Source organism: Pseudomonas moraviensis (genome assembly GCF_900105805.1).
Classification (GTDB): domain Bacteria; phylum Pseudomonadota; class Gammaproteobacteria; order Pseudomonadales; family Pseudomonadaceae; genus Aquipseudomonas; species Aquipseudomonas moraviensis_A.
The window spans coordinates 1,751,967-1,776,536 of sequence record NZ_LT629788.1; the positions used below are offsets into that span (position 1 = coordinate 1,751,967).

Here is a 24,570-nt window from a genome sequence, read left to right on the forward strand (position 1 = left end):
AATGATCGAGACTCAGCGTAGTTCAATATCCGATATTGCGTAGGGCCCCGAGTTGGGTCAGGTTGCAGTCCAGTGCACCGGCGCTTCTGCCGTTATTGTTCAGTACGACGTTGAGTTGCGTGAGGTTGTTGACCACGTTGGCACTGCCCAGCAATCGGGTGTTTTGCAGCAGCCCGCCCTGGGCCACCTGTTGCAATGCTGTGCCTTGATTGCCGCTGGCCTGAATGGCCATCTGCACGCCACCGCCGTTGGCCGAAACCGCGACACTGCCGGCGCCGTTGCTGCCGCTGATGGTCTGCCCGGCGACGAGCGCCTGGCCTTGCGACGGCACCAGCGCCGGCGCTTGACTGGCTTCGCTGACGTTGATTGCGACGTTGTTGTTGGCGGTGTTGCCATCGCCGGCAGCGCGCACGCTTTGCGTCACGCCCTGGCTGCTGTTGAGGCCGGCGCCACCGATGACAGTGCCGGTGCCCAAGGTGGGAGTACTGCCGTTGCCCGACTCCTTGATGGTCGAGACATAGAATTGCGGTTTGACCGTTGCGGCCTGGATCTGCATCGAAGTCGCGGCCCCGATCAGGTCGCCGCTGGCGTTGCGCCAGGTGCTGCTCATGACAATGCCGAAGCTGATGATCCGCCCCGGCATGACGTAACGACCGCGCAGCTCGGCGAGCTCCTGGTCCTTGATTTCGATGGGTTTGAATCCGGCATGGGCTAAACCTGACGCACTCGCTGCCAGGCAGGCGGCGGCCAGCCAGTATGAGCTTTTCATCTGCTGCTCCCGGGACATCCAGTCCCATTCTCTAACTCGGCGATTAAAAGAAGTCGCTCTGAATGAACCCGAAATCCATCAATTCCGCATCTTTGACCGGGTTGAAACCGTCCAGGGTATTTTTCGCCGTCAGCGGCACGGGAGGGCTGCGCAAGGCGTTGGCCTTGTCGTAACCGGGGCCGACGATGGCAAAGACAATGCCGTTCCAACCTTTGACAAAGTCGTCGTGCTTGTAGCGTTTGTGGCCGAGTACCGGGTCACCGATGTAGACCCAATCCTTGTCCGAACGCTGCAGGACGACGAAGTGCTTGTAGCCGCGAATGTCCATCAGGACCACCACCGGAATGGTCACCGCTTCGAGTTTCTCGGGCGGGATCCGGTAGCCACGGGCGCGCATGCCGATGCTTTCTACGTAGCGCTTCATGTCGAGCATGGAGAAACCCTGGGTTCGCACCAGGTCCTGGTCAGCGTTGACCAGCATGCCTTTGATGATGTGCTCCTCATCGACGTCGAGCCAATAGGCCTGGCGCAGAACCGTTGCCAGTGCAGCAGCGCCGCAGCTGAAATCGGTTTTCTGTTCGACGATGTCGGCAAACTTGCGCTCACGAATGCTTTGCACGTCCTTGTAGACCAGCACGCCACCCGGCAGGGCAGCCACGGGCATCTGGGCTGCCTGAGTCAGGCCGCACAGACAAAGCAGAGCGAAGAGGGCAGGAGTCCGCATGATCGAATACGCCTTGTGGAACCGAGGAAAAAGCCCCGTTACCGGGGCTTTCGTTTCGATCGCGATTACATGCAGGCTTTGCAACCTGCGGCGATGGACAGCGAGTTGCTTTGTTGGTTGGCGACACCCGCCGAGACGTTAACTCCACCGTTGCCAGAGAAGTTGTTCATCGAGTTGCTCATGTTGGCGTTGTTGACGACTGGGGTTTTCCAGCCATCTTTGGTCAGCACTTGTTGGGTGGTGACGCCAGCGAGGCCAAAGCTGCCCACGGCTTCGAACTTGGCTTTCTGATCATCGTTGCCGCCGTGGCCGCCGCCACGGTTACCCCAACCGCCATGGTTGTCGTCTTCGATGGTCGCGGTGCCTTTGGCTTTGAACACGCCAGCGGCTGCATAGGTACCGGTGAGGGTGTCGGTTTTGTAAGCCTGCACGCCTTTGTTTTCCACGACCAGGCCAGTCGAGGACTGGTTGGCAGAGGCAGCAGCCTGCGCTACGCGACCGCCGGAAACAGCGATGGCGAGGTTGTTTTTCTGTTGGTTGAAGTTGCCGGAGCTCACGTTGATGCCGATGTTACCGGAACCGTTGTTGCCGGCATTGTTGAGCGTGGCGTTGTTGAAGGTGGACGAGTTTTTCACGTAGTTGTTGTTGTTCACCTGAGTCGCGCTCGAGGCTGCAACAGCGTTGCCGAAGATGAAGCTTTCGTCAGCGGTGGCCAGCGCCGCAGCGTTGTCCTGCTGGTTACCGTCGCCGGCAGCGACGTTGGCGCCCATATTGCCGTTGGAGCCATTGAGCGAGTCGCTGGCATTGGCGTTGTTCAGGGTGCCCTGGTTTTTCACCACGTTGCCGTCGCTGTTTTGCGCGTCGAGTACAGCGGCGCCGGCGCCTGCGGTGATCTGCAGCAGTTGTTCAAGATTTGGACCTTGTGGCTGGCCGTGACCATTGCCGTGCCCGTTACCATGACCGTTGTTGTCACCACGGCCGCCAGCCTGTGCTGCCATTGCCATCACTGCTGCGAGTGCGAAAACCAGTGGTTTGAGAGCCATTGTAGGTTTCATGGTTGTTTCTCCGTCGTGCTTATTAGTTGGGTTAAGTGTTGTTACTTTTCCAATTGCACTGTGTTTGGGTCAGTCAGCGACCCGGATGCTCAGGGTGTTAGCCATGCGGTTCCCCACCCCGGCACTCTGGTTCACCTGGATTACCCCGCGGCTGCCGGTGAAGGCCTGATCACTTGTCGTGACCTGGCGACTGCCGGGTGAGGTACCAGTTGCTCCTGAGCTCGGTAAAAACGCCACGTTCTGTTGCGAAAGGGCGCTGTCGTCAATGCTCTGCGGGCCGGCACTGATGCTGACGCGCGTCACGTTGGCCATTTGATTGTTGGCACCGGCACCCTGGTTCACACCGAGGATGCCGTTGCCATTGCTGAAAGAGTTGCCGCCGATGTTGGCGCTGGCGTCGATGGCGCGGCTGGCGGGCGTGTCGATGTTCTGCCTGACGCTGGTGGTGGCGTGGGACTCGGTGCCGATGGCGATCGCTTTGGTGTTGGCTTGCTGCATCTGGTCACCGGCGGCCTGGTTGACGTTGAAGTTGCCGCGATACTGGGCACCGGAATTCTGGATATTCGCCTGGTTGACTGAAGCCGGATCGGCCATGGCGCTGGTGCAGCCGAGCAGGGCGAGAAGCAGCAGGGTGCGATTCATGTCATTGGCCTCCGGCCATGCGAGTCAGAGGCGCCAGCCCGGTGCTCATCGCCCGATTGACGGTGTTGGAGATCGACGCGCCAGAACCGCCGCCGCTACCGGCACGCATGCCGGGCAGGCCGTTCTGATTGGTCAGGGTGTTCATGCCGGGCAGGTTGGAGGTGGGCGTGGTCATGTTGCCGCGAATCGACGAACCGCTGGCGACGCTGGCAAAATCGCCGTCGCTGAGTTCGGTGCTGCTGAGGGTCTGGTTGATCCGCGCCGAAGGGTTGGCGTTGACCGTGGTCGGATAGGGGTCTCTGCCACCATTGCGGCCGATCGGGATGGGCTGAACGTCGCGGTTGAGAACGATCACGCCATTGCCTTCGGCCTGGGCGCTGACGCTGATCAATGCGCTAGCGGCTGATCCGATCAGCAGGAGGCAGGTCAGGCTTTTATTGAAATTCCCCACGGCTGCAATTCCTTCTTCAGTGGGCTGGGTGATTCAGCGTTGTGAAGGAGAGAGCGAAAGCTGTGCCGGATTTGAATTGTCTTGTTTTTTCAATGGCTTGGGGGATATGAGCGGATGGCTCTGGTCGCTACTGTTTCACCGGTGATACACGCCGAGGATCGCTTGAGTGCCAATTGGCGTTGCAAAGCTCTGGATCAAGGGTTTGCGCCGATGTGTTTCAGCGGCGTAACAGGTGAGGTGACGCAGTGATGAACAGCGTTTGGACGGGGGCTTTGCGCGCTCGGGACTGTTTCAAAAACGGACAGATTGCGCGAATTGCCTGCTTGCTGGCTTATTCGGCCAGCAAACGCTCGACCGCCGCAAAGGCTTGCGTCTGGCGTTCGGCCCAATGGCCTTCGATCACTTGCATCGGCTGTTGATGCTGGATCAGCCACGCGCGAGTGGCTTCGTAGAACGCCATGCGATCTTCAAGAGCCGGTTGGCAGCGCTGGCCGTCTTCGGCCCAGTCGACCTGTTGCGGCGACAGCAGCAGGTGCAGATCGTAATGGCGGGCGAGCAACTCGGTTTCCAGCCAGTCCGGGCAGTCACCAAACAGAGTCTGGCTCCAGAGGATGTTGCTCAGAAGATTTGTGTCGAGGATCAGCAACGCGGGTTGTCTGGCCCGCGCCTGATCTTCCCGGTGCAACTGACCCCGAGCGATGGCGGGGATGTCGGCCAGGCAGGTGTCCCGGGGGTTTTCTTCAATAAAGCGGCGCACATATTCGTCAACGCGCACGCCGCCGAAACGCTGCTCCAATCCTGCCGCCAGCCAGCTCTTGCCGGTGGATTCCGGGCCGGTGAGTACCACGACTTTCATGTGCGCAACGCCGGATCGGCGCGCCATTCCCGCCAGCCTTGCACGGCGAGCAGGGTAAACAGCGCATAGAGCGCGGCAGTCAGGTACAGGCCTTTATAGATGAACAGGCCAACAAAGATGACATCGAGGACAAACCACAGCGCCCAGCATTGCAGGCGTTTTTGCGCCATCCATAGTTGCGCGACCAGACTGAACCCGGTGAGCGCGGCATCGAGCCACGGTTGTGCAGCATCGGTCCAGTGCGCCATCGCCGCGCCCAGCAACAGGCTGCCGATTGCGCCGATACCGAGACCGAGCAGAATCGAGCGAGTGTCGAGGCGGCTGACTTCGCGTCCGTCGTGCATCGTCCCGGCGCGGGTCCATTGCCACCAGCCGTAGACTTGCAACGCGGCGTAGATCACTTGCAGCAACATGTCCGAATACAGCTTCACCTCAAAGAAGATCCAGCTGTAGAGCAACACCATGACCAGCCCGATCGGCCAGCACCACGGATTCTGTTTGACCGTCAGCCACACGGCGATGACACCGAGGGCAGCGGCGAACAGTTCAAGCCCGGACATGAGTGATCCTTGGGGAATGAAAGAAGGGGGCGGATTGTACTGCATTAGTCAGATCAAAAGCCCCTCACCCTAGCCCTCTCCCGGAGGGAGGGGACTGATTGGGGGATGCTTTTGAGCTGCGCCGGTTTGAACGATCTTCGTTGAATCCATAATCGACTCGATTGTTCAGGTCGATGTATGACGCCAGACACCTCGGTCGGCTCCCTCTCCTCGGGGAGAGGGCTGGGGTGAGGGGTGGGCTCACCGCGGTGATGGGTCAGACCCGGAACTGGCGCAGCAACCCGTTGAGCTGTTCGCTCAGTTGCCCAAGGCGCAAGCTTGCCGCGCTCGACTGCTCAGCCGCCAACGCGGTGCTATGCGAAAGCCCGGCCGCCTGGGTGACGTTCTGGTTGATGTCCTCAACCACATGGGCCTGTTGCAACGTGGCGCTGGCGATCGAGGCATTCAGTCCGTTCAGATTGCGCAAAGCCTGGCCAATTGCATTGAGGCTGGCCCCGGCCAGTCCTGCCTGTTCAATGGTCAGTTGCGATGCCTTGCTGCTGTCGCCAATCACCTTCACCGCAGCCTCCGAGTGGTTCTGCAGGCGCTCGATCATCGACTGAATTTCCGCCGTCGACTTCTGCGTACGCTGGGCCAGCAAGCGCACCTCATCGGCCACCACGGCAAACCCGCGACCTTGCTCACCCGCACGCGCCGCTTCAATTGCCGCGTTGAGTGCCAAGAGGTTGGTCTGCTCGGCAATCGAGCGAATCACTTCCAGTACGCTGCCAATCTGTGTGCTCTCGGCCGCCAGCGTGCGGATCACTTCCACCGCCTGATCGATCGTGCCCGAGAGCTTGTCGATCTGTTGCAGGCTGCCATCAATGTTGATCTGGCCCTGTTGTGCCTGCGCTTCGGCATCGCGCATTTCTGCAGCGGCGTGTTCGGCGTTTTTCGCCACGTCCTGCACGCCGTAGGTGACTTCATTGATCGCCGTCGCCACCAGCTCCATCTGCTGCGATTGCTGCTGACTGCGCTGCTGTGCCTGCGAGGCATCGTTGCCCAGTTCACTGGAAGACTGGCCCAGAGCGCTGGCCGACACCTGCAAGTCACCAATCACCCGGCGCAACTTGGCCGTGAAGGCATTGAAGTGATGGGCCAGCTCGGTGACCTCATCCTTGCCATGGGTATCGAGGCTGCGCGTCAGGTCGCTTTCGCCACTGGCAATGTTGGCCATGGCGTTCACGGTTTCCTGCAACGGACGGACGATGCTGCGGGCGATCAGTATCACCAGCAGCGCCATGATCAGCGCAATTGCCAGACCGATCACTGAAGCCTTGATCATCTGCTCCTGGAATTCGGCCTGGACATCGTCGACGTACACACCGGAGCCGATCACCCAGCCCCAGGGTTCGAACAGCTTCACGTACGAAGTCTTCGCCACCGGGTCAGTCGCGCCCGGCTTCGGCCAGCGGTAATTGACCATGCCCGCGCCTTTGGCCTTGGCGATGGCAACCATTTCGTTGAACACCGCAAAGCCGTCCGGGTCGCGGATCGCCGAGAGGTTCTGGCCTTCGAGTTTGGGGTTGGTCGGGTGCATGACCATCACAGGCGTGAGGTCGTTGATCCAGAAGTAATCGTTCTGGTCATAGCGCAAACCACGGATCGCGGTCAGCGCCTGCTTTTGCGCCGCGTCCCTGGTCAGGGTGCCGGCGGTCTCCAGCCCTTGGTAATACGTGAGCAGGCCGCTGGCGGTCTGCACCACATGCTGGGTTTTCTGCGCCTTGGCGTGGTAGAGGTCGTCGTGGATCTGCTTGAGCATCAGCACACCCAAGGTCAGCAACATGACCACCGCCACAATCAAGATGAGCCACAAGCGTCGGCTGATCGACACACTGCGCAAGCTGTTCATAACGCTGTCACTCCGGATTCTTGTTCTTGTAATAAACGATCGCCAGCATCCAGCCACAGCTGAGTGCTCGGGACTGCGCCAGGCAAGCCAGCCAACGCGCAGAGCGCTATTGAGGCTTGTCTGTTAGGATTTCGGCCCCGCGCGCGAAAACCTGAATCCGGTTTTGAAATTTCACGGAATTTTTACCGTTTCGTGTGGATCCTGTGCGCGCGGAATCGGTAAAGCTTTTACCGGCTACGCTGAACGCAGTGAACGCTAAAAATACTATCGGGGCATGCCGTCGCGCATCGCTCTCTGGGGGATTGATGGATCTTTGGACTGCCTTGCAGGCACTGATACTAGGAGTTGTAGAAGGGCTGACGGAGTTTTTGCCCATTTCGAGTACCGGACACCAGATCATCGTCGCCGACTTGCTGAACTTCGGCGGCGAGCGGGCCATGGCGTTCAACATCATTATTCAGCTCGGCGCGATCCTCGCGGTGGTCTGGGAGTTTCGCCGCAAGATTCTCGACGTGGTGATCGGCCTGCCAACCCAGCCGAGCGCACGGCGTTTTACCGTCAACCTGCTGATCGCGTTTTTGCCGGCGGTGGTGTTGGGGGTGATCTTTGCCGACCTGATCCACGAATACCTGTTCAACCCGATTACCGTGGCTGCTGCGCTGGTGATCGGCGGGATCGTCATGCTGTGGGCCGAACAGCGCCAGCATGAAGTGCACGCTGAAACCGTCGACGAGATCCGCTGGACCGATGCCCTGAAAATCGGTTTCGCACAGTGCCTGGCAATGATTCCCGGCACCTCGCGCTCCGGCTCGACAATCATTGGTGGCTTGCTGTTCGGCCTGTCGCGCAAGACCGCCACGGAATTTTCGTTCTTCCTCGCCATGCCCACCATGGTCGGTGCGGCGGTGTACTCGGGCTATAAATACCGCGATCTGTTTGTGCCGGCGGATTTCCCGGTGTTCGCGATTGGTTTCGTCACGGCGTTCATCTTCGCCATGATCGCCGTGCGCGGTTTGCTCAAGTTCATCGGCAGCCACAGCTATGCGGCGTTCGCCTGGTACCGGATTGCGTTCGGCCTGTTCATTCTGGCGACCTGGCAGTTCGGCTGGGTGGACTGGTCGGCGGCCAAGCCATGAACGATTCGCGCGCGCACCGCCCGCAAGGACGGCCTTCGGGCGGGCGCCTTCAGCATGTGAAGTTGAAGCTGGTGGTGCTGCTGATCGTCTGCGCGCTGCCGCTGTTCGGCTCGCTGTCGATGTGGCTGAGCGGCATCTCGCGGCTGCCGTTGGCGGCGTACGGGATTGTCAGTGTGCTCGCGTTCTTTCTGTACTGGGCCGACAAGCGCAAGGCCCGCGCCGATGCCTGGCGCACGCCGGAAAACATCCTGCATGCGGTGGAGCTGGCGGGCGGCTGGCCGGGTGCATTGATCGCGCAGCAGGTATTCCGGCACAAGACGCGCAAAGTGTCGTTCCAGATTCTGTTCTGGGTGATCGTGCTGCTGCACCAGGTGTTCTGGATTGACCAGATTTTTCTGGGTTCCAACCTGTTGTCTTTGATCTAAAGAACACACTTACCCCTGTAGGAGTGAGCCTGCTCGCGATAGCGTCTTTTCAATCAACAAGGATGTCGACTGATACACCGCTATCGCGAGCAGGCTCACTCCTACATGAGACCGGGATTACAGCAGCAGGCCGATTTGAGTCTTTTTGGGCAACTTGCTCACCACCAGTTGATGCGATCGCTGCAAAAGCCCCTGCAATTCCTCCGCACCCAGCGGGTAGGGCGGATGCATGATGATCCACTGCGCCCGCGCCAGATACGGCGCCGGATGAATCCCCGGCCGATCGCAATGGCCGAGAAACAGATCCTTGTCGACCTTGAACGCCAGCGAGTCGCCGCGTAATCCCTGTAAAGCGAACATCTTGTTGCCGGCAATCGAAAACACCCGCACGCCGCCCCATTTGTAGTCTTCGCGAGCACCGGGCAGCGCCAGACAAAATCCGGCAACCTCGGCTTCGCTCATTTTTCCCTGTTTCATAGCAACCGCTCCCCGCAGGCATTGAACGACTCGACCAGATGATCGATCCATGCGCGCACCGCTGGCATCACCCCGCGCCGATGCGGATACACCGCTTGCAGCCAGCCGCCAGGCAGTGACCATTGCGGCAGCACCTGCACCAGCGTGCCGTTACGCAATTCGGTCTCGCAGAACATCATCGGCAACACGGTAAAACCCTGACCGGCGAGTACGCAGGCCTTGCGCACTACGAAGTCATCGATACCCAGCCGCGCTTCCATGCTCAGATCGACACTTTTACCTTGCTGATCGAGCAGGCGCACATGAACCATGCGATCGGCTTCCAGCGCGCCGAGCACCGGCAGGTTCTTCAAGTCCTGGGGATGATTGATGGTCTTGCCCTGCATGAACGCCGGGCTGGCTATGACCACCGCCTGGGCCTGACGCAAGCGTCGGGTGACCAGCAACGGATCTTCATCGCCGTGATCGCGCACGCGCAACGCCACATCGATGCCTTCAGTGACCAGATCCACACGGCGGTTGAGCAGCACGACTTCCAACTGCACCTGCGGAAACTTGCCGAGAAAATCGCTGATCACCGTCGGCAGCATTTCATGGGCAAGCCCGGTCGGGCACGACACCCGCAGCCGACCGCGTGGCTCGCTGGACATACTCGCCACGGCCTCGTCAGCCATCTCCGCTTCCAGCAACATCGCCTGGCAGTGGCGCAAATAGCGTTCGCCAACAGCGGTGAGATTCAATTGTCGCGTAGTCCGCTGCAGCAGACGCGCACCCAAACGTTCTTCCAGTTCGGCAATTCTTCTGGAGAGCCGTGACTTGGGAATACCGAGCAGGCGCCCGGCGGCGGCGAATCCGCCAGCCTCGACCACTTTGGCGAAATAGTAGAGATCGTTGAGGTCCTGCATGCGCGCTTCCAGTCGTTCTATCAATGGGACGAACTATCGCATTGTCGGCGACTAATCAGCCATTGGTTTGTTGCGTAGGATTATCTCCATTCCGTCGCCGCCGGCGATTCTTTCCAGGAGCACCCACATGAAACTGTTGCACATCGATTCGAGCATTCTCGGCGACAACTCGGCTTCCCGTCAGTTGAGCCGTCAGGTCGTCGACGCCTGGCAAGCCGCCGAGCCGAGCGCCGTGGTCACCTATCGCGACCTGGCTGCCGACGCGATCAGCCACTTCTCGTCCACCACGCTGGTCGCCGCCGGTACTACCGCCGAGCTGCGCGACGCTGTGCAACAGCACGAAGCCGAGTTGAGCGCTTCGACCCTGGCCGAGTTCATCGCTGCCGACGCCGTGGTGATTGCCGCGCCGATGTACAACTTCACCATCCCGACCCAGCTCAAGGCGTGGATCGACCGTGTTGCCGTCGCCGGCCAGACTTTCCGCTACACCGAAGCCGGCCCGGAAGGCCTGTGCGGTGGCAAGAAAGTGGTGATCGTGTCGACCTCCGGCGGCATCCATGCCGGCCAGGCCAGTGGCATCGCTCACGAAGAATATCTGAAGCTGGTACTGGGCTTCCTCGGCATCACCGATATCGAAATTGTCCGCGCTGAAGGCCTGGCCTATGGCGAAGAAGTGCGCAACAACGCCATGAGCGCTGCGCAAGCGAAGATCAGCGAGCAACTGTTCGCCGCCGCGTAAGGCTTGCGTAAAGAACAGCTGATGTTCAGGTAATACCCGAAAAACTCTGTATTCTGGTTCCGCAAGGGCCGATTACGGAGTTTTTTGTTTCTGGCTGTTACATAATCTGGCCCGGGTTATGCAGTTTCAGCACATCCGACGATGGAGTCCGACAGGGTGGGGGCATTCATGAAGCATCTTTGTGCAATGTTGCTGATTTGCCTGCTCGGCAGCCTGAATTCAGTGCAGGCCGCGCCGGGGCGGCATCCCGTCTGGAGTGTCGGTTATCACGAGATGAGCTTTCTCGACCCGCTCGATCTGCAACCGATGCGCGCCATCGCTTTTTACCCGTCCAGTGACCGCGAGCACCTGAGTTTGCTCGAGGGCTACCCGGTGGAAGCCGGGGAAGACACCAAAGTCGCCATCGGCCGCTTTCCCATGTTGATGCTCTCCCACGGCAACACCGGCACGCCGCTGGCCTTGCATGATCTGGCGACGTCGCTGGCGCGCAAAGGCTTTGTGGTGGTGGCGGTGATTCACCCCGGCGACAACTGGCGCGACCATAGCCGTCTTGGCACGTTGAGCAACCTTTATGGCCGTCCGATTCAAATCTCCCAAGCAATCACCGCGACCCTTGGCGACCGCATGCTGGCGCCGTTCGTCAATGCTGATCAGGTCGGCGTCATCGGTTATTCGGCGGGTGGCGAGACCGCGTTGATTCTGTCCGGGGCGCAACCTGATCTGGATCGTCTGCGCCGCTATTGCCAGGAACGTCCGGACGATCACGACGCCTGCAACACCCAGGGCGAGCTGATTGTCGATCGCGATGACTTGCAACCGGTGGCCGATCCACGGGTTCACGCCTTGTTGCTGATGGCGCCGCTGAGCCTGAAATTCGGCCGCCATACTCTCGCCGACGTGCATGTGCCAGTGCTGCTCTACAGCGGCGACGGCGACAAACTGGTGGCCTTCGACAAAAACGCCGCCGCGCTGGCGCGCAAACTGCCCACGGCGCCGGACTTCAAGCTGCTGGCCGGGGCAGGGCACTTCGTGTTCATGGCGCCGTGCACCGAAGAGCAGATCCGCGCCATGCCAGCGTTGTGTACCGACGCTGACGGAGTCGATCGCGAGGATATTCACCGCAACCTGATCTCGGAGGCCGGACGGTTTTTTGCCCATGCGCTGGCGAAAACAACCCGAGCGGGGATGCAGACGGCGGATCAATAACTTCATCACCGCCACCAATTCCTGTAGGAGCTGACGAGTGCAACGAGGCTGCGATCTCTTGATCTTCAAAGCAAAATCAAAAGATCGCAGCCTCGTTGCACTCGTCAGCTCCTACAAGGGGTTCGGTGTTTCATGAGGTCGTGCGGCGCTTGAGGAGCAGGGTCAGGCCCAACCCGGTCACCGACAACAGCGCCGCGCTGAAGAAAATCCACGAATAGCCCAGATTCAATGCCACCGCGCCCATCAGTGGCCCGGCGATCGCCAGGGCCAGATCGAAAAACACCGCATAAGCTCCGAGTCCCGAACCACGACTGGAACTCGGCACCTGCTTGATCGCTTCAACGCCCAGCGCCGGGTAGACCAATGACAGCCCGAACCCCGCCAGCCCGGCGCCGATCAATGCGTAGGCAGTGGAGGGCGCCAGCCACAACATCACCAGCCCGACGGTTTCCACTGTCATGCAGACGATGGCCGAGGCGAACCCGCCAAACCGGGCGATCGCGGAGATGAATAACAGTCGCGACAAAATGAAACACACGCCGAACACCGTCAGACAGTACGCCGCTCCAGTCCAGCCGCGGTTGAGGTAATAAAGGGTGATGAAGGTGGTCAGCGTGCCGTAGCCGATCGACGCGAGGGTCAGGCTGGTGCCGTACGGCGCAATCTTGCCGAACACGGCCCAGAACGACAGACGCTCACCACGAATCACCGGCACCGAAGGCTTGTTGCGGATCAACCACAACGCACCCGCGGCCAACGCCGACAGCGCGATACCCAGGCTGACAAAGCCATATTCAGCAACCATCACCACGCCCAGCGGCGCGCCAATGGCAATCGCGCCATAGGAAGCGATGCCGTTCCAGCCGATGGATTTGGCTGTGTGCTCGACACCGACCTGGCCCATGCACCAACTGATCGTGCCGACACCGATCAAGCCTTGAGCGATACCCAGCAGCAGGCGCCCGGCGATCAGGATCAACAGGCTGGTCAGCGGAAAACTCTGCAGCAAGGTCGACAGCAACGTCAGCGCGCCACTGAGGACAATCCCCCACAAGCCATAAATGATCGCCCGCTTGGTGCCGAGGGTGTCCGACATGCGCCCGGCCATCGGCCGGCTGAGCAGGGTGGCCAGGTACTGCGAGCCGATCACCAGGCCGGCAATGATCGCGCTGAAACCCAGTTGCTCGTGGACATAACCTGGCAGTACCGCGATCGGCAAGCCGATGCAGAGAAAGGCAATGAAGGTGTAGAAAACGATGGAGACGATCTGCAGGGTGATCGCCAGGGAGCTTTGCGGTGGCAGTGGCTGCGCAGACATGAGCACTCGTTCGCGGGCGGCGGTGGGAGAGTTGCCGACATCATGGCGCGGGGTTGGGATAAAAGAAAGCAGGCTAACGATCAAAACATCGCAGCCTTCGGCAGCTCCTGCAGGGATTGATGGCGCGGCTGATTACCTCATCGCGAGCAGGCTCACTCCTACAGGGGAATGCATTCCAAATGTAGGAGTGAGCCTGCTCGCGATGGAGTCAGCACCGGCGAAAATATTTTGATCACATAAAAAAAGCCCTGTCACATGGACAGGGCTTTTACTTGCAGCTTGCCGCTTGAAACTCGCAGCTGCCGTTAAAACACAACGCCCTGGCTACGCAGGTAGTCGTCATAGGTGCCGCTGAAGTCGGTCACGCCGTTCGGGCTCAGCTCGATGATGCGGGTGGCCAGGGACGATACGAACTCACGGTCGTGGCTGACGAAGATCAGCGTGCCCGGGTAGTTTTCCAGCGCCAGGTTCAGCGCTTCGATCGATTCCATGTCCAGGTGGTTGGTCGGTTCGTCCATGATCAGCACGTTCGGCTTTTGCAGGATCAGCTTGCCGAACAGCATGCGACCCTGCTCACCACCGGAGATGACCTTGACCGATTTGAGAATCTCGTCGTTGGAGAACAGCATGCGGCCCAAAGTACCGCGAATCATCTGCTCGCCCTGAGTCCACTGACCCATCCAGTCAAACAGCGTGACGTCGTCTTCGAAGTCGTGAGCGTGATCCTGAGCGTAGTAACCCAGCTCAGCGGCGTCGGTCCATTTCACGCTACCGGCATCCGGGGTCAGTTCGTTGACCAGGGTGCGCAGCAGGGTGGTCTTGCCAATACCGTTCGGGCCGATGATCGCAACGCGCTCGCCGGCTTCAACCTGGAAGCTGAAGTCCTTGAACAGTGGCTTGCCATCGAAACCCTTGGCCATTTTCTCGACCATGACCGCCTGACGGTGCAGCTTCTTGTTCTGTTCGAAACGAATGAACGGGCTGACACGGCTGGAAGGCTTGACCTCGGCCAGCTGGATCTTGTCGATCGCCTTGGCGCGGGAGGTGGCCTGCTTGGCTTTCGAGGCGTTGGCCGAAAAGCGGCTGACGAACGATTGCAGCTCGGAAATCTGCGCTTTCTTCTTGGCGTTGTCCGACAGCAACTGCTCGCGGGACTGGGTCGCCACGGTCATGTACTCGTCGTAGTTGCCCGGGAACAGGCGCAGCTCGCCGTAATCCAGGTCAGCCATGTGCGTGCACACGCTGTTCAGGAAGTGACGGTCGTGGGAGATGATGATCATCAGGCTGTTGCGCTGGGTCAGGATGTTTTCCAGCCAGCGAATGGTGTTGATGTCCAGGTGGTTGGTCGGTTCGTCGAGCAACAGCACTTCCGGATCGGAGAACAGCGCCTGCGCCAGCAATACGCGCAGTTTCCAGCCTGGGGAGACTTCGCTCATCGGGCCGAAATGCTGTTCCAGCGGAATACCCAGACCCAGCAACAGTTCGCCGGCGCGGGATTCGGCGGTGTAGCCGTCCATTTCGGCGAATTCGGTTTCCAGCTCGGCAACGGCCATGCCGTCTTCTTCGGACATTTCCGCCAGCGAGTAGATGCGATCGCGCTCGGCCTTGACCTTCCACAGCTCTTCGTGACCCATGATCACGGTGTCGATCACGGTGAATTCTTCGTAGGCGAACTGATCCTGGCGCAGCTTACCCAGACGCACGTTCGGCTCGAGCATGACCTGACCACCGGACGGATCGAGATCGCCGCCGAGGATTTTCATGAAGGTCGACTTGCCGCAACCGTTGGCACCGATCAGGCCGTAGCGATTGCCTGCGCCGAATTTGACCGAAACGTTTTCGAACAGCGGCTTGGCGCCAAACTGCATCGTGATGTTAGCTGTGGAGATCAATTACCTTACCTATCAATGGGTTAGAGCTGGTCTGTGGTGCCTGGTACAAAATTGAGTACCAATCTGGAGCTTTTCCAGCTCCCCCCAGTCTGTGCTTGAGTTGAGCCAACGCGCATAAGCCGTCCGCAACTGGGGCCTGTGAAGGCAAGCTGCTGAGCGACGAGTACGGGGTTCTTGTTGGACATTGGCGCGCATTGTCGCATAACTCAGACGGCAGTTATATGGCAGGCAAACCGGCATCTGTGTCGGCTCGTCAGGCGGACGCGGAATATCCGCTGATCAAAATCTCGAAAACCCGAATGAACTCACTCGACCATTTTCACTTCGGAAAGTGGAGCAGCATCTATTTCGTTCAACCGAGTGAGGACCAAGCCATGCGAGCAATGACCTATCACGGCGCTCATGATGTGCGCGTCGAAACCGTACCGGACCCGAAACTTGAAGCCGCCGACGACATCATCCTGCGCGTCACCGCGACCGCCATCTGCGGGTCGGACCTGCACCTGTACCGAGGCAAGATACCCACCGTCGAACATGGCGATATCTTCGGCCATGAGTTCATGGGCATCGTCGAAGAAACTGGTTCTGCCGTGACCGCAGTGCAGCGCGGCGACCGTGTAGTGATTCCTTTCGTGATCGCCTGTGGCGATTGTTTTTTCTGCCAGCAAGAGCTCTATGCCGCTTGCGAGACGACCAATGAAGGCCCCGGCGCGGCGCTGAACAAGAAAATGATTCCGCCACCGGCCGCGCTGTTCGGCTACAGCCGTCTGTATGGTGGGATCCCCGGCGGTCAGGCGGAACTGGTGCGCGTACCGAAAGCCAACACCGGCCCGTTCAAGGTCCCGGGCACGCTGTCGGACGAAAAAGTGCTGTTCCTCTCCGACATCCTGCCGACCGCCTGGCAAGCGGTGATCAACGCCGGCGTCGTCCAGGGTTCGAGCCTGGCGATCTACGGTGCCGGGCCGGTCGGTTTGCTGACCGCAGCCTGCGCCAGAATGCTTGGTGCGGAACAGATCTTCATGGTCGATCACCACCAGTACCGCCTCGATTATGCCCAGCGCACCTACGGCGTGATTCCGATCAACTTCGATGAGGACGACGACCCGGCCGACACCATCATCAGCCAGACTGCGGGCCATCGCGGTGTCGATGCGGTGGTCGATGCCGTCGGCCTTGAGGCCAAAGGCAGCACCACCGAAACCGTGATGGCTACACTCAAGCTCGAAGGCAGCAGCGGCAAGGCGTTGCGCCAGTGCATTGCAGCCGTGCGGCGTGGCGGTGTGGTCAGCGTTCCGGGGGTATATGCCGGGTTCATCCACGGCTTCATGTTCGGCGACGCCTTCGACAAGGGCCTGACCTTCAAAATGGGCCAGACTCACGTACAGCGCTTTCTGCCGGAGCTGCTCGGCTACATCGAAACCGGCAAGTTGCAGCCCGAAGCGATCATCACCCACAGGCTGTCGCTGGAACAGGCGGCCGAGGGTTACAAGATCTTCAATAAAAAGCAGGAAGAATGCCGCAAGGTGATTCTGACCCCGGGTGGCAGCGATGTTCCTTTGGCGCAGATGGATGAAACCACGCCGTTCGTACCGGCCACTTGAACCTGAGGAGTATTCATGGCGCTACCGTCATCTTCGTTCGCAGCTCCCGTGCGAGCATGGTTCGTGAACCTGTCGCGCACGGGCTGGGGAGGGCGCATTTTCTGGCTGACCCTGGTCGGTGTCACCGTGCTGCTGCTGATCAGCGGCTACACCGGTCTGGTCAGCACAGGCCGCGACACCTTGCGCCTCGCGAGCCTTGGTGGGCTGTCGGGTTTCGCCGCTACGGCAGTCGGTGCATTGCTGGCCCTGGCGTTGCGCGCGATTACTTCGCGAACCCAAGACACCATGCTCGGTTTCGCGGCAGGGATGATGTTGGCTGCCAGTTCCTTTTCACTGATCCTGCCGGGCATCGCGGCGGCGAAAGAGGCGGTAAGCAGTCCCATGCTCGCCGCCGCCGTCGTGGTTGCCGGCATGGCGTTGGGCGTTGCATTGATGGTCGGCCTCGACCGCTTCGTCCCGCATGAACATGAAAAGAGCGGGCGGCGCGGCCCTGAGGCGAAGCGCTTCAATCGGGTCTGGTTGTTTGTTCTGGCGATCACTCTGCACAACTTGCCCGAAGGCATGGCGATCGGCGTCAGTTTCGCCACCGGCGACATGAAAATCGGCCTGCCGCTGACCACTGCCATCGCCATTCAGGATATTCCCGAAGGCCTGGCGGTGGCGTTGGCGCTGCGGGTCACCGGGATTTCGGCCGGACGCGCGGCGTTGATTGCCGCCGCTTCCGGATTGATGGAACCGTTGGGCGCGATTATCGGTTTGGGCATCACCAACAGTTTCGCCTTGGGCTTTCCGGTGGCGATGGGCCTGGCAGCGGGCGCGATGATCTTCGTGGTTTCCCATGAAGTGATCCCGGAAACTCACCGCAACGGCCATGAAACCCCTGCAACGCTCGGGCTGATGCTCGGCTTTGGCGTGATGATGTTTCTCGACACCGCCTTGGGGTAGAGAAGCCGCGCAAACCGCTGAGCGAATCGTCGCGCACAAAAAAGGAATTTTTTTCAGCGCCAATCACTCTTTCGTTTATAGGCAATGCCAATAACGCAGGGGAATGAGTCATGTCGCTGATCGAAATCCCGACCAGGAAGTCTTCGGGTAAAGCATCCAGGCCGGCGGATACCGAGCGCCGGCTCTACGACCGATTGTTGGCACAAGACTCCACGGCCGATCGCGCGGCGCTGGACTTTCTGCGTCGACAATTGAGCACGGCGGCTGCACTGCCTGACGACTTGCCGAGCAACGCTGAAGAGTTGCTGCAATGGTCGGAAACCCGTTGCGCCAAAGTGGCTGGCGAATACGCGGATTACCTCGAACAGCGTCAGCAGGGCGCGCCACGCCGCTATTTCCGCAACAAATCCCACGCGTTGTATTTCATTCTGCATGTAGCACCGACCAAAGAGGTCGATGGCGCGTGGCTGGCCGGGCTGCTGCCGCAGTGGCAGGATCCGCGTTTCGACGATTTGCTCGACACCTATCTGGAAGAACTGGGCGAGGGCGTGCCCCGGCAGAACCATGTGGTGATCTATCGCAAACTGCTCGCCGAACATGATTGCTCGGATCTGAGCGGCCTTGCCGATGAGTATTTCTTGCAGGGCGCGGTGCAACTGGCGCTGGGGCGCTTCGGCGCGCAGTTCCTGCCGGAAGTCATCGGCTTCAACCTCGGCTACGAACAACTGCCGCTGCACTTGTTGATCACTGCGTATGAGCTGGCGGAGCTGGGCATCGACCCGCATTATTTCCGCCTGCATGTGACCATCGACAACGCCAGCACCGGCCATGCGCGCAAGGCTGTGCAATCGATGCTCGAGCTGATGCCGCTGGGCGAAGAGCGCGACGAGTTCTACCGGCGCATGGCGATCGGTTATCGCCTCAACGATGTCGGCAAGGGCACCACCGCAGTTATCAAGGAATTTGATTTGCAGCATGAAGTCATTGCCATGCTCGAGCGCAAGGCGGTGTTCGGTCGGCACATGCACTCTGATTACTGCCGGATCGAAAACCGCACCATCAACCAGTGGCTGGCGACGCCGGGGCAAATGGGCGAATTCCTCGCGGCGCTGGAGCGCAAGAGCTGGATCAAACGTGGCGAGGCGGTGGAAGAAAGTCGCTTCTGGCGTTTGATCGACGGCAGCGATGCGGCGATGTTCGGTGTGTTCAACGGCTATGAAAAACAACTGATGCGCGACTGGATCACTGAGGATTGCCCGGCGTCCCGGCCTCGGCCTTACGTGCGCCGCGAAGCCGCCGTCGAAGAAACCTTTGACGACGATGCCGATCTGCTCAACCTCGAAGCCGCGCTGGCCGACAAGCCTTCCACCGAGCAAATGGAGATTTTGCTGCCGTGGCTGCAACCCCAGCGGCATTGGCGTCCAGCCGGACTTTTCGCGACGCGTCGCTTCATGCAACTGCGCGCCCGCTTGCGTTGAAACAAGGAGCTTTCATGTCGGGACAAGAAACATCGGATAGAGCGCTGTTCGAGCTGGGCAAACGCCTGCTCGACAGCGGTTATCACTTCATCACCCCAACGCCGTTGACCCACGAACGTTTTCTGCAGCGTTTCGCCACACCGCTGGCGAAGGATCTGCGCGACGTGTTCGGCTGGTCCATGCCGTTTCCTGCCGAGCTGTTCAAGGCAGACGAACTGGCAAGCCTGGAGCAGTCAGGCGTTGTCGCACGCGATGGCGCCGTATGGCGCAGCCAGGTGCGCTGGTCGACGCTCTATGACCGGTTATTTGCCCACTCGGCGTTTCCGACGACGGCGAGCGATGCGGTCTTCTTCGGCCCGGACACGTATCGCTTCGCCCAAGCCATCGAAGCGCAATTGCAGCAACGGTTTTCGCCGATCAGGCGCGCAGTGGATATCGGCTGCGGCAGTGGCGCCGGGGCGGTGCTCATCGCCAAGGCGCGTCCGGATGCCCAAGTGGTGGCGGTCGACATCAACCCGCAGGCGCTGCGCCTGAGTGCGGTCAACGCCGAGCTGGCCGGGGCCAGCAACGTGTCGGTGTATCACAGCGATCTGCTCGCCAGCGTCGAAGGCCAGTTCGACTTGATCATCGCCAATCCGCCGTACATGAACGACCAGCAACAGCGCGCCTATCGTCACGGCGGCGGCGCGCTGGGTGAGGGTTTGTCGGTGCGCATCGTGCGCGAGGCGTTGCCGCGTCTGGAAGTCGGCGGCACGTTGCTGGTCTATACCGGCGTGGCGATTGTTGCCGGTAAGGATCCGTTTTGCGAGGCGGTTGCGCCGCTGCTCAAGGGCGAGCGTTTCGGCTGGACCTATCGCGAGCTAGATCCGGATGTGTTCAGCGAGGAATTGCTCAAGCCTGAATATGAGCGCGCCGAGCGCATCGCCGTGGTCGCGCTGACGGTAACCCGCGAGCAGTGACCGACAGAGGGGCCACTGCTCGCGCGGTGGCCTTATCGATTTCTGATGCGTGAGAGTGTCAGCAGGCAAACCCCTACCAGCATCGCAGCCCCGGCTACCAGCAGCGGAGACGGGCGAATTGGCTGCCGCGAAATTTGCTCGACACGCCCGGCGAGGGATGCGCGCACCGGCGCAGTAGCTTCCGCCAGATAGGGCAATTCCTCGATTTCCAAGCGTAAGCCGTCCGGCATTACCAACGTCAGCCCCTCGATCGTGCCGGCAACCCTGTCCGTGTATACCGGCTCACCGGTCGGGTCGAGCTGGTCGTAGAAGAACGTCTGTCCTTCTAGCCAGCCGACGGCGGTCTGCAATTCAGGTCCCAGGTAATACTTTCCATCGAGAAAAAAGCCAGAGAATTGCGGCGCACGCTCGACGCTCTCAATGCGATAGCGCTGACCTGGTTTCATACCGGTTTCTGGGGCGATCATGGGGGTTCCTCCATTATTGGTAAGCGATAGAGGAGCGCGCGCGAAGCGTGGTTCCATCGAAATGAGCAACGGCCGTTTCGCCCGCTTTTGCAGTCGCGCCGGCATTACCCAAAAGTAGGGCAAGACAGTTTTTCACAGTTGAGGGTTCACTATCGGTTACAAAGTGTGGCTAAAATGCCACCCTTTCACCGAGCGCCCGGAAACGGCGCGGGCCAAGGACGCGCCCTGTGCATCAAGACCGCTGCATAAGACGCTGGGCCCCAAGGCCGCCACGCGCGCAGTTTGTTCACTTTTGACGTGTGACCCTTTTCCGTGAAACTCATCATTGCCGCTGTTTATGTCATCTCCATTGCTTACGTTCACCTGCGTGGACGCGTGCGCCACAAGCTGGGCCGGCAATTGAGTGACCACTCGACGTTTCTCGCGCCGATCAACTGCTTCCTGTACCTCTTTTCGAAAATGCCGAACAAGCCGTATCTGAACCCGGCGGATTTTCCCGATCTGAGCCCGTTGCAGGCCCATTGGCAAGAGATTCGCGAGGAAGGCCAGAACCTGCTGCGTGCCGGCGAGATCAAGCGCTCGAACCAGTATGACGATGTCGGCTTCAACTCCTTCTTCAAGACTGGCTGGAAGCGCTTTTATCTGAAGTGGTACGGTGACAGTCACCCGTCGGCAATGAAGCTGTGCCCGCGCACCACCGAACTGGTGCAGAGCATCGGCTCGATCAAGGCGGCCATGTTTGCCGAGCTGCCGCCGGGCTCGAAGCTGGTGCGCCATCGCGATCCGTATGCGGGTTCATACCGTTATCACTTGGGGCTGGATACGCCGAACGATCCTGGCTGCTACATCAACGTCGACGGTGAGAACTATCACTGGCGCGATGGTGAAGCGGTGATGTTCGACGAAACGTTTATCCATTACGCAGAAAACACCACGGATCGGAACCGTATCATTCTGTTCTGTGATATCGAGCGTCCGTTGAAATACCGCTGGGCCGCTGCGTTCAATCGCTGGTTCAGTCGCACGGTGATGTCGGCGGCGGGCGCGCCGAATGATGCGGGGGACAAGACCGGTGGCATCAACCGCTTGTTTACCAAAATCTACAAGATCCGCTTGCGCGGCAAAGAGCTGAAGAAGCGCAATCGCACGCGGTATTACCTGGAGAAGTGGGCGATTTTTGCGGCGTTGCTGGCGATCTTTATTCTGATCTGAAGATTAGCGGTGTCTTGACTGGCGCTATCGCGAGCAGGCTCACTCCTACACGGGAACGCATTCCAAACTGTAGGAGTGAGCCTGCTCGCGATAGCGCCCTGACATTCAAATTGCTTCTTCCTGATTCACCCATTATTCCCCAGACGCCTTCCGAGTCTTCTTCGCCGGCGCCGCCTTGCTGGTTGATTTGGCCTTCGGCTTGGCCGGGGCCTTGCCACCAAGACTGCGTTTAAGCAGCTCGGTCAGGTCGATAACATCGGCCGTCTTGCGCTCTTCTTCGCCAGTGGCGGTCTCGACATCTTCGATCTTGCCTTCGTGGGCTTTTTTCTCGACCAGCGCCATGATCTTGTCTTCGAACTCGTCCTTGTAATCCTCCGGTGTCCACTCCGCAGTCATGTCTTCAACCAGACGTTTGGCCATGTCCAGCTCACCCTTGGCCAGTTGCGGTTTGGTCACTTCACTGCCCAGGGCCAGCTCATCGAGGCCGCGTACTTCCTGCGGCCAGCGCAGCTTGACCAGAACCAGCGCCGACTCCAGCGGCATTAGCGCCGCCAGGTATTGGCGGGTGTGCAGGACGACGCGGGCGAGGGCGACCTTATTGGTTTTGCTCAGGGTTTCGCGCAGCAACGCGTACACCTTGCCGCCGCGTTTGTCCGGCGCCAGGTAGTAGGGCGTATCGATGTTCTGCAGCGGAATCTGCTCGGCGTCGACGAACGAAAAAATGTCGATGGTCTGCGTCGAAACAGGGTGCGCGGAGCGGATCTCTTCCTCGCTGAGCACCACGTACCGGCCCTTTTCGTAAGCCACGCCTTTGACGATGTTTTCCTTGGTGACTTCCTTGCCGGTGACCTTGTTGATGCGTTTGTAGCCCACCGGGTCCATGCTGCGGCTGTCGAGCCAGTCGAAGTCCACGCCTTGGGACGACGTCGCTGAAACCAGCGCCACGGGGATGTGTACCAGTCCAAAACTGATTGCGCCTTTCCAGATTGCCCGAGCCATGACCTGTCCTCCGAGTGATGATCAGGTGACCCGTGGCGCGGCGAGAAAGTTTCCAGTGATTGCGCGGGCTGCCAGGGTTACGGTCAAGCCGTGTTACATGTTGTTTAAGGCGCAAGGGTTAACAAATCCGAACCCACGGCGTAGCGTGGGCTCCAAGGCTCTAGTCCACGCACATCAAGAGGCATTTCTCATGAACCGGTTTCTGATTGGCATCGCCGTCCTGGCCCTCAGTGGCGGTCTGGTTCATGCCGACGTCGTGCTGGCGCAAAGCCCCACCGGCAATAGCAACAATCCATACAACAGCCCGATCCGCCGGGCCAATCCCAACAGCATGCAGGGCACCCAGCCCAGCGCTCCACCCCTTCGGGGGCCGAACACCGTTCCGGTACCGCGTCAGCCGACCGTGGAAAATCGCGGCATCGGCAACGGCCAGCCGATTCGCTCGGTACCGAGCAATCCGCCGACCTTCATTCCCAACCCGCCCTCACGGGGCACCGGCAGCAACCGTTGACCGGCAGGACTGAGGTTCTGTCAGCCCTTCACACGAACATAAGGAATCGTGCATGTTGCGTAAAACCCTTCTAGCCACCTGCTGCGCCGCCGCGCTGATCAGTGCCCCGGCGTTCGCCGCCGCGCCCAAAGAGCTGAAAAGCGAACAGGGCATCCTTGAAGTCAGCACCATTGCCCAGGGCCTGGAACATCCGTGGGCGCTGGCGTTCCTGCCCGATCAGAAAGGCATGCTGGTCACCGAACGGCCGGGCCGTCTGCGCGTCGTGAGCAAGGACGGCAAATTGTCGGAGCCGATCAGCGGCGTGCCACAAGTCTGGGCCAAAGGGCAGGGCGGTCTGCTCGATGTGGTGCTGTCGCCGGACTTCAAGCAGGACCGCATGGTCTACCTGTCCTACGCAGAGGGCGGTGGCGAGGGCGGCAAGGCCGGCACCGCGGTAGGGCGCGGACGACTTTCCGATGACCTGAAGACCTTGAAGGACTTCAACGTGATCTTTCGTCAGGAACCGAAATTGTCGGTGAGCAACCATTTCGGTTCGCGCCTGGTGTTCGATCGCGACGGGTATCTGTTTATCACTCTGGGTGAAAACAATGATCGCCCGACCGCGCAGGATCTCGACAAGCTGCAGGGCAAGGTCGTACGCATCTTCCCCGACGGCAAGGTGCCGGACAATAACCCGTTCGTAGGCCAATCCGGGGTTCGGCCGGAAATCTGGTCGTACGGGCTGCGCAACCCTCAGGGCGCGGCGCTCAATCCGTGGACCGGTACGTTGTGGGAGAACGAGCACGGGCCCCGTGGCGGCGATGAAGTGAACATCATCGAGCGCGGTAAAAACTACGGCTGGCCGTTGGCGACCCACGGTATCAATTACTCGATGCAGCCGATTCCTGAGGCGAAGGGTAAAACTGCCGAAGGCACGGTCGCGCCGCATCACGTCTGGGAGAAGTCGCCCGGTGTTACAGGCATGGCGTTTTACGATGCCGATCGCTTCAAGCCTTGGCAGCACAACGCGTTTATTGGCGCATTGGTGTCCCAGGAACTGATTCGCCTGCAATTCGATGGCGACAAGGTCGTGCATGAGGAGCGTCTGCTGGGTGAGTTGAACCAACGCATCCGCGATGTGCGCCAGGGACCGGATGGCTATTTGTATGTGCTGACAGACGACGAGAATGGCTCGTTGTACAGGCTGGGGCTGAAACCCTCGATCTGAGGCGTACCTGTGTAGGAGCTGCCGAAGCTGCGATCTTTTGATCTTGATCGTTCCCACGCTCTGCGTGGGAATGCAGCCCGGGACGCTCTGCGTCCCAAAAGATCGCAGCCTTCGGCAGCTCCTACAGAATCAGTGCGCCAGGCAG

The 24,570-nt window shown here is 60.0% G+C and carries 25 protein-coding genes; 11 read left to right on the forward strand and 14 right to left on the reverse strand.

Going from position 1 to position 24,570, the window contains the following annotated elements; genetic code table 11:
* Positions 1 to 22: 22 nt before the first annotated feature.
* From BLU71_RS08075 to BLU71_RS08110, 8 genes are all read right to left on the reverse strand, one after another.
* A complete protein-coding gene (locus tag BLU71_RS08075) occupies positions 23 to 769 on the reverse strand; it encodes a hypothetical protein (protein WP_042609907.1) in 747 nt (248 codons plus the stop codon).
* A 43-nt stretch (positions 770 to 812) separates the two neighbouring features.
* Complete coding sequence (locus BLU71_RS08080) at positions 813 to 1,493, reverse strand: C39 family peptidase (protein ID WP_042609908.1); 681 nt, start codon at positions 1,491 to 1,493, stop codon at positions 813 to 815.
* 65 nt (positions 1,494 to 1,558) lie between these two features.
* A complete protein-coding gene (locus BLU71_RS08085; protein WP_064362253.1) occupies positions 1,559 to 2,548 on the reverse strand; it encodes a hypothetical protein in 990 nt (329 codons plus the stop codon).
* 69 nt (positions 2,549 to 2,617) lie between these two features.
* Entirely contained in the window at positions 2,618 to 3,190 is a 573-nt protein-coding gene (locus tag BLU71_RS08090; protein ID WP_042609910.1) for a hypothetical protein, read from the reverse strand.
* Between the two features lies 1 nt (position 3,191).
* On the reverse strand, positions 3,192 to 3,641 hold the full coding sequence (locus BLU71_RS08095; RefSeq protein WP_083352759.1) for a hypothetical protein: 450 nt from the start codon (positions 3,639 to 3,641) through the stop codon (positions 3,192 to 3,194).
* A gap of 331 nt (positions 3,642 to 3,972) precedes the next feature.
* Positions 3,973 to 4,497, reverse strand: coding sequence for an AAA family ATPase (locus BLU71_RS08100; protein ID WP_083352760.1), 525 nt, complete (start codon positions 4,495 to 4,497; stop codon positions 3,973 to 3,975).
* Entirely contained in the window at positions 4,494 to 5,057 is a 564-nt protein-coding gene (gene pnuC / locus BLU71_RS08105) for a nicotinamide riboside transporter PnuC (protein WP_083352761.1), read from the reverse strand. The genes BLU71_RS08100 and pnuC overlap by 4 nt, the downstream gene beginning before the upstream one ends.
* Before the next feature lie 256 nt (positions 5,058 to 5,313).
* Positions 5,314 to 6,948: a methyl-accepting chemotaxis protein gene (locus tag BLU71_RS08110; protein WP_064362263.1), complete on the reverse strand. Its 1,635-nt coding sequence runs from the start codon at positions 6,946 to 6,948 to the stop codon at positions 5,314 to 5,316.
* 305 nt (positions 6,949 to 7,253) lie between these two features.
* Here BLU71_RS08110 and BLU71_RS08115 point away from each other — a divergent pair, with 305 nt between their 5' ends.
* Both BLU71_RS08115 and BLU71_RS08120 read left to right on the forward strand, forming a co-directional pair.
* Positions 7,254 to 8,084 carry an undecaprenyl-diphosphate phosphatase gene (locus BLU71_RS08115; RefSeq protein WP_042609915.1) on the forward strand — a complete coding sequence of 277 codons (831 nt, stop codon included), beginning with the start codon at positions 7,254 to 7,256 and terminating at the stop codon, positions 8,082 to 8,084.
* The gene (locus BLU71_RS08120; protein WP_064362266.1) at positions 8,081 to 8,509 is read left to right on the forward strand and encodes a DUF1294 domain-containing protein; all 429 of its coding nucleotides are present in this window, start codon (positions 8,081 to 8,083) and stop codon (positions 8,507 to 8,509) included. Before BLU71_RS08115 ends, BLU71_RS08120 begins: the two co-directional genes overlap by 4 nt.
* Positions 8,510 to 8,626: 117 nt before the next feature.
* Here the strand turns inward: BLU71_RS08120 and BLU71_RS08125 are convergent, their stop codons facing one another.
* Together BLU71_RS08125 and BLU71_RS08130 are read right to left on the reverse strand one after the other, a co-directional pair.
* Positions 8,627 to 8,986 carry an MmcQ/YjbR family DNA-binding protein gene (locus BLU71_RS08125; protein ID WP_042609917.1) on the reverse strand — a complete coding sequence of 120 codons (360 nt, stop codon included), beginning with the start codon at positions 8,984 to 8,986 and terminating at the stop codon, positions 8,627 to 8,629.
* On the reverse strand, positions 8,983 to 9,891 hold the full coding sequence (locus tag BLU71_RS08130; protein ID WP_042609918.1) for a LysR substrate-binding domain-containing protein: 909 nt from the start codon (positions 9,889 to 9,891) through the stop codon (positions 8,983 to 8,985). The genes BLU71_RS08125 and BLU71_RS08130 overlap by 4 nt, the downstream gene beginning before the upstream one ends.
* A 127-nt stretch (positions 9,892 to 10,018) precedes the next feature.
* On the opposite strand from BLU71_RS08130, the gene BLU71_RS08135 reads away from it, so the two are divergent.
* Together BLU71_RS08135 and BLU71_RS08140 are read left to right on the forward strand one after the other, a co-directional pair.
* Entirely contained in the window at positions 10,019 to 10,630 is a 612-nt protein-coding gene (locus tag BLU71_RS08135; RefSeq protein WP_042609919.1) for an FMN-dependent NADH-azoreductase, read from the forward strand.
* Positions 10,631 to 10,798: 168 nt separating this feature from the next.
* Entirely contained in the window at positions 10,799 to 11,836 is a 1,038-nt protein-coding gene (locus BLU71_RS08140; protein ID WP_083352762.1) for an alpha/beta hydrolase family protein, read from the forward strand.
* Positions 11,837 to 11,966: 130 nt separating this feature from the next.
* Here BLU71_RS08140 and BLU71_RS08145 read toward each other — a convergent pair whose 3' ends face one another.
* A complete protein-coding gene (locus BLU71_RS08145) occupies positions 11,967 to 13,154 on the reverse strand; it encodes an MFS transporter (RefSeq protein WP_083352763.1) in 1,188 nt (395 codons plus the stop codon).
* A 305-nt stretch (positions 13,155 to 13,459) separates the two neighbouring features.
* Complete coding sequence (locus BLU71_RS08150) at positions 13,460 to 15,046, reverse strand: ABC-F family ATPase (protein ID WP_016774693.1); 1,587 nt, start codon at positions 15,044 to 15,046, stop codon at positions 13,460 to 13,462.
* A gap of 374 nt (positions 15,047 to 15,420) precedes the next feature.
* On the opposite strand from BLU71_RS08150, the gene BLU71_RS08155 reads away from it, so the two are divergent.
* The 4 genes from BLU71_RS08155 (at position 15,421) to BLU71_RS08170 (ending at position 20,029) form a co-directional block, all read left to right on the forward strand.
* Positions 15,421 to 16,647 (forward strand): zinc-dependent alcohol dehydrogenase, encoded by a 1,227-nt coding sequence (locus BLU71_RS08155; protein ID WP_083354314.1) that lies wholly within the window; start codon positions 15,421 to 15,423, stop codon positions 16,645 to 16,647.
* 15 nt (positions 16,648 to 16,662) lie between these two features.
* Positions 16,663 to 17,592: a ZIP family metal transporter gene (locus tag BLU71_RS08160; protein ID WP_042609922.1), complete on the forward strand. Its 930-nt coding sequence runs from the start codon at positions 16,663 to 16,665 to the stop codon at positions 17,590 to 17,592.
* Between the two features lie 110 nt (positions 17,593 to 17,702).
* Positions 17,703 to 19,070, forward strand: a complete 1,368-nt coding sequence (locus tag BLU71_RS08165) for an iron-containing redox enzyme family protein (RefSeq protein ID WP_083352764.1) — start codon at positions 17,703 to 17,705, stop codon at positions 19,068 to 19,070.
* Between the two features lie 14 nt (positions 19,071 to 19,084).
* The gene (locus tag BLU71_RS08170) at positions 19,085 to 20,029 is read left to right on the forward strand and encodes a methyltransferase (protein WP_083352765.1); all 945 of its coding nucleotides are present in this window, start codon (positions 19,085 to 19,087) and stop codon (positions 20,027 to 20,029) included.
* Between the two features lie 32 nt (positions 20,030 to 20,061).
* Here BLU71_RS08170 and BLU71_RS08175 read toward each other — a convergent pair whose 3' ends face one another.
* Positions 20,062 to 20,496, reverse strand: coding sequence for a short chain dehydrogenase (locus tag BLU71_RS08175; protein WP_083352766.1), 435 nt, complete (start codon positions 20,494 to 20,496; stop codon positions 20,062 to 20,064).
* Between the two features lie 312 nt (positions 20,497 to 20,808).
* Here BLU71_RS08175 and lpxO point away from each other — a divergent pair, with 312 nt between their 5' ends.
* Positions 20,809 to 21,708, forward strand: coding sequence for a lipid A hydroxylase LpxO (gene lpxO, locus BLU71_RS08180; RefSeq protein WP_083352767.1), 900 nt, complete (start codon positions 20,809 to 20,811; stop codon positions 21,706 to 21,708).
* A 132-nt stretch (positions 21,709 to 21,840) separates the two neighbouring features.
* On the opposite strand, the gene BLU71_RS08185 is transcribed toward lpxO, so the two are convergent.
* Entirely contained in the window at positions 21,841 to 22,707 is an 867-nt protein-coding gene (locus BLU71_RS08185; RefSeq protein WP_064362283.1) for a Ku protein, read from the reverse strand.
* A gap of 190 nt (positions 22,708 to 22,897) precedes the next feature.
* Between BLU71_RS08185 and BLU71_RS08190 the strand changes: the two genes are divergently transcribed.
* Both BLU71_RS08190 and BLU71_RS08195 read left to right on the forward strand, forming a co-directional pair.
* On the forward strand, positions 22,898 to 23,218 hold the full coding sequence (locus BLU71_RS08190; protein WP_042609927.1) for a hypothetical protein: 321 nt from the start codon (positions 22,898 to 22,900) through the stop codon (positions 23,216 to 23,218).
* Between the two features lie 52 nt (positions 23,219 to 23,270).
* Positions 23,271 to 24,425 (forward strand): PQQ-dependent sugar dehydrogenase, encoded by a 1,155-nt coding sequence (locus BLU71_RS08195; RefSeq protein ID WP_083352768.1) that lies wholly within the window; start codon positions 23,271 to 23,273, stop codon positions 24,423 to 24,425.
* Positions 24,426 to 24,570 lie beyond the last annotated feature (145 nt).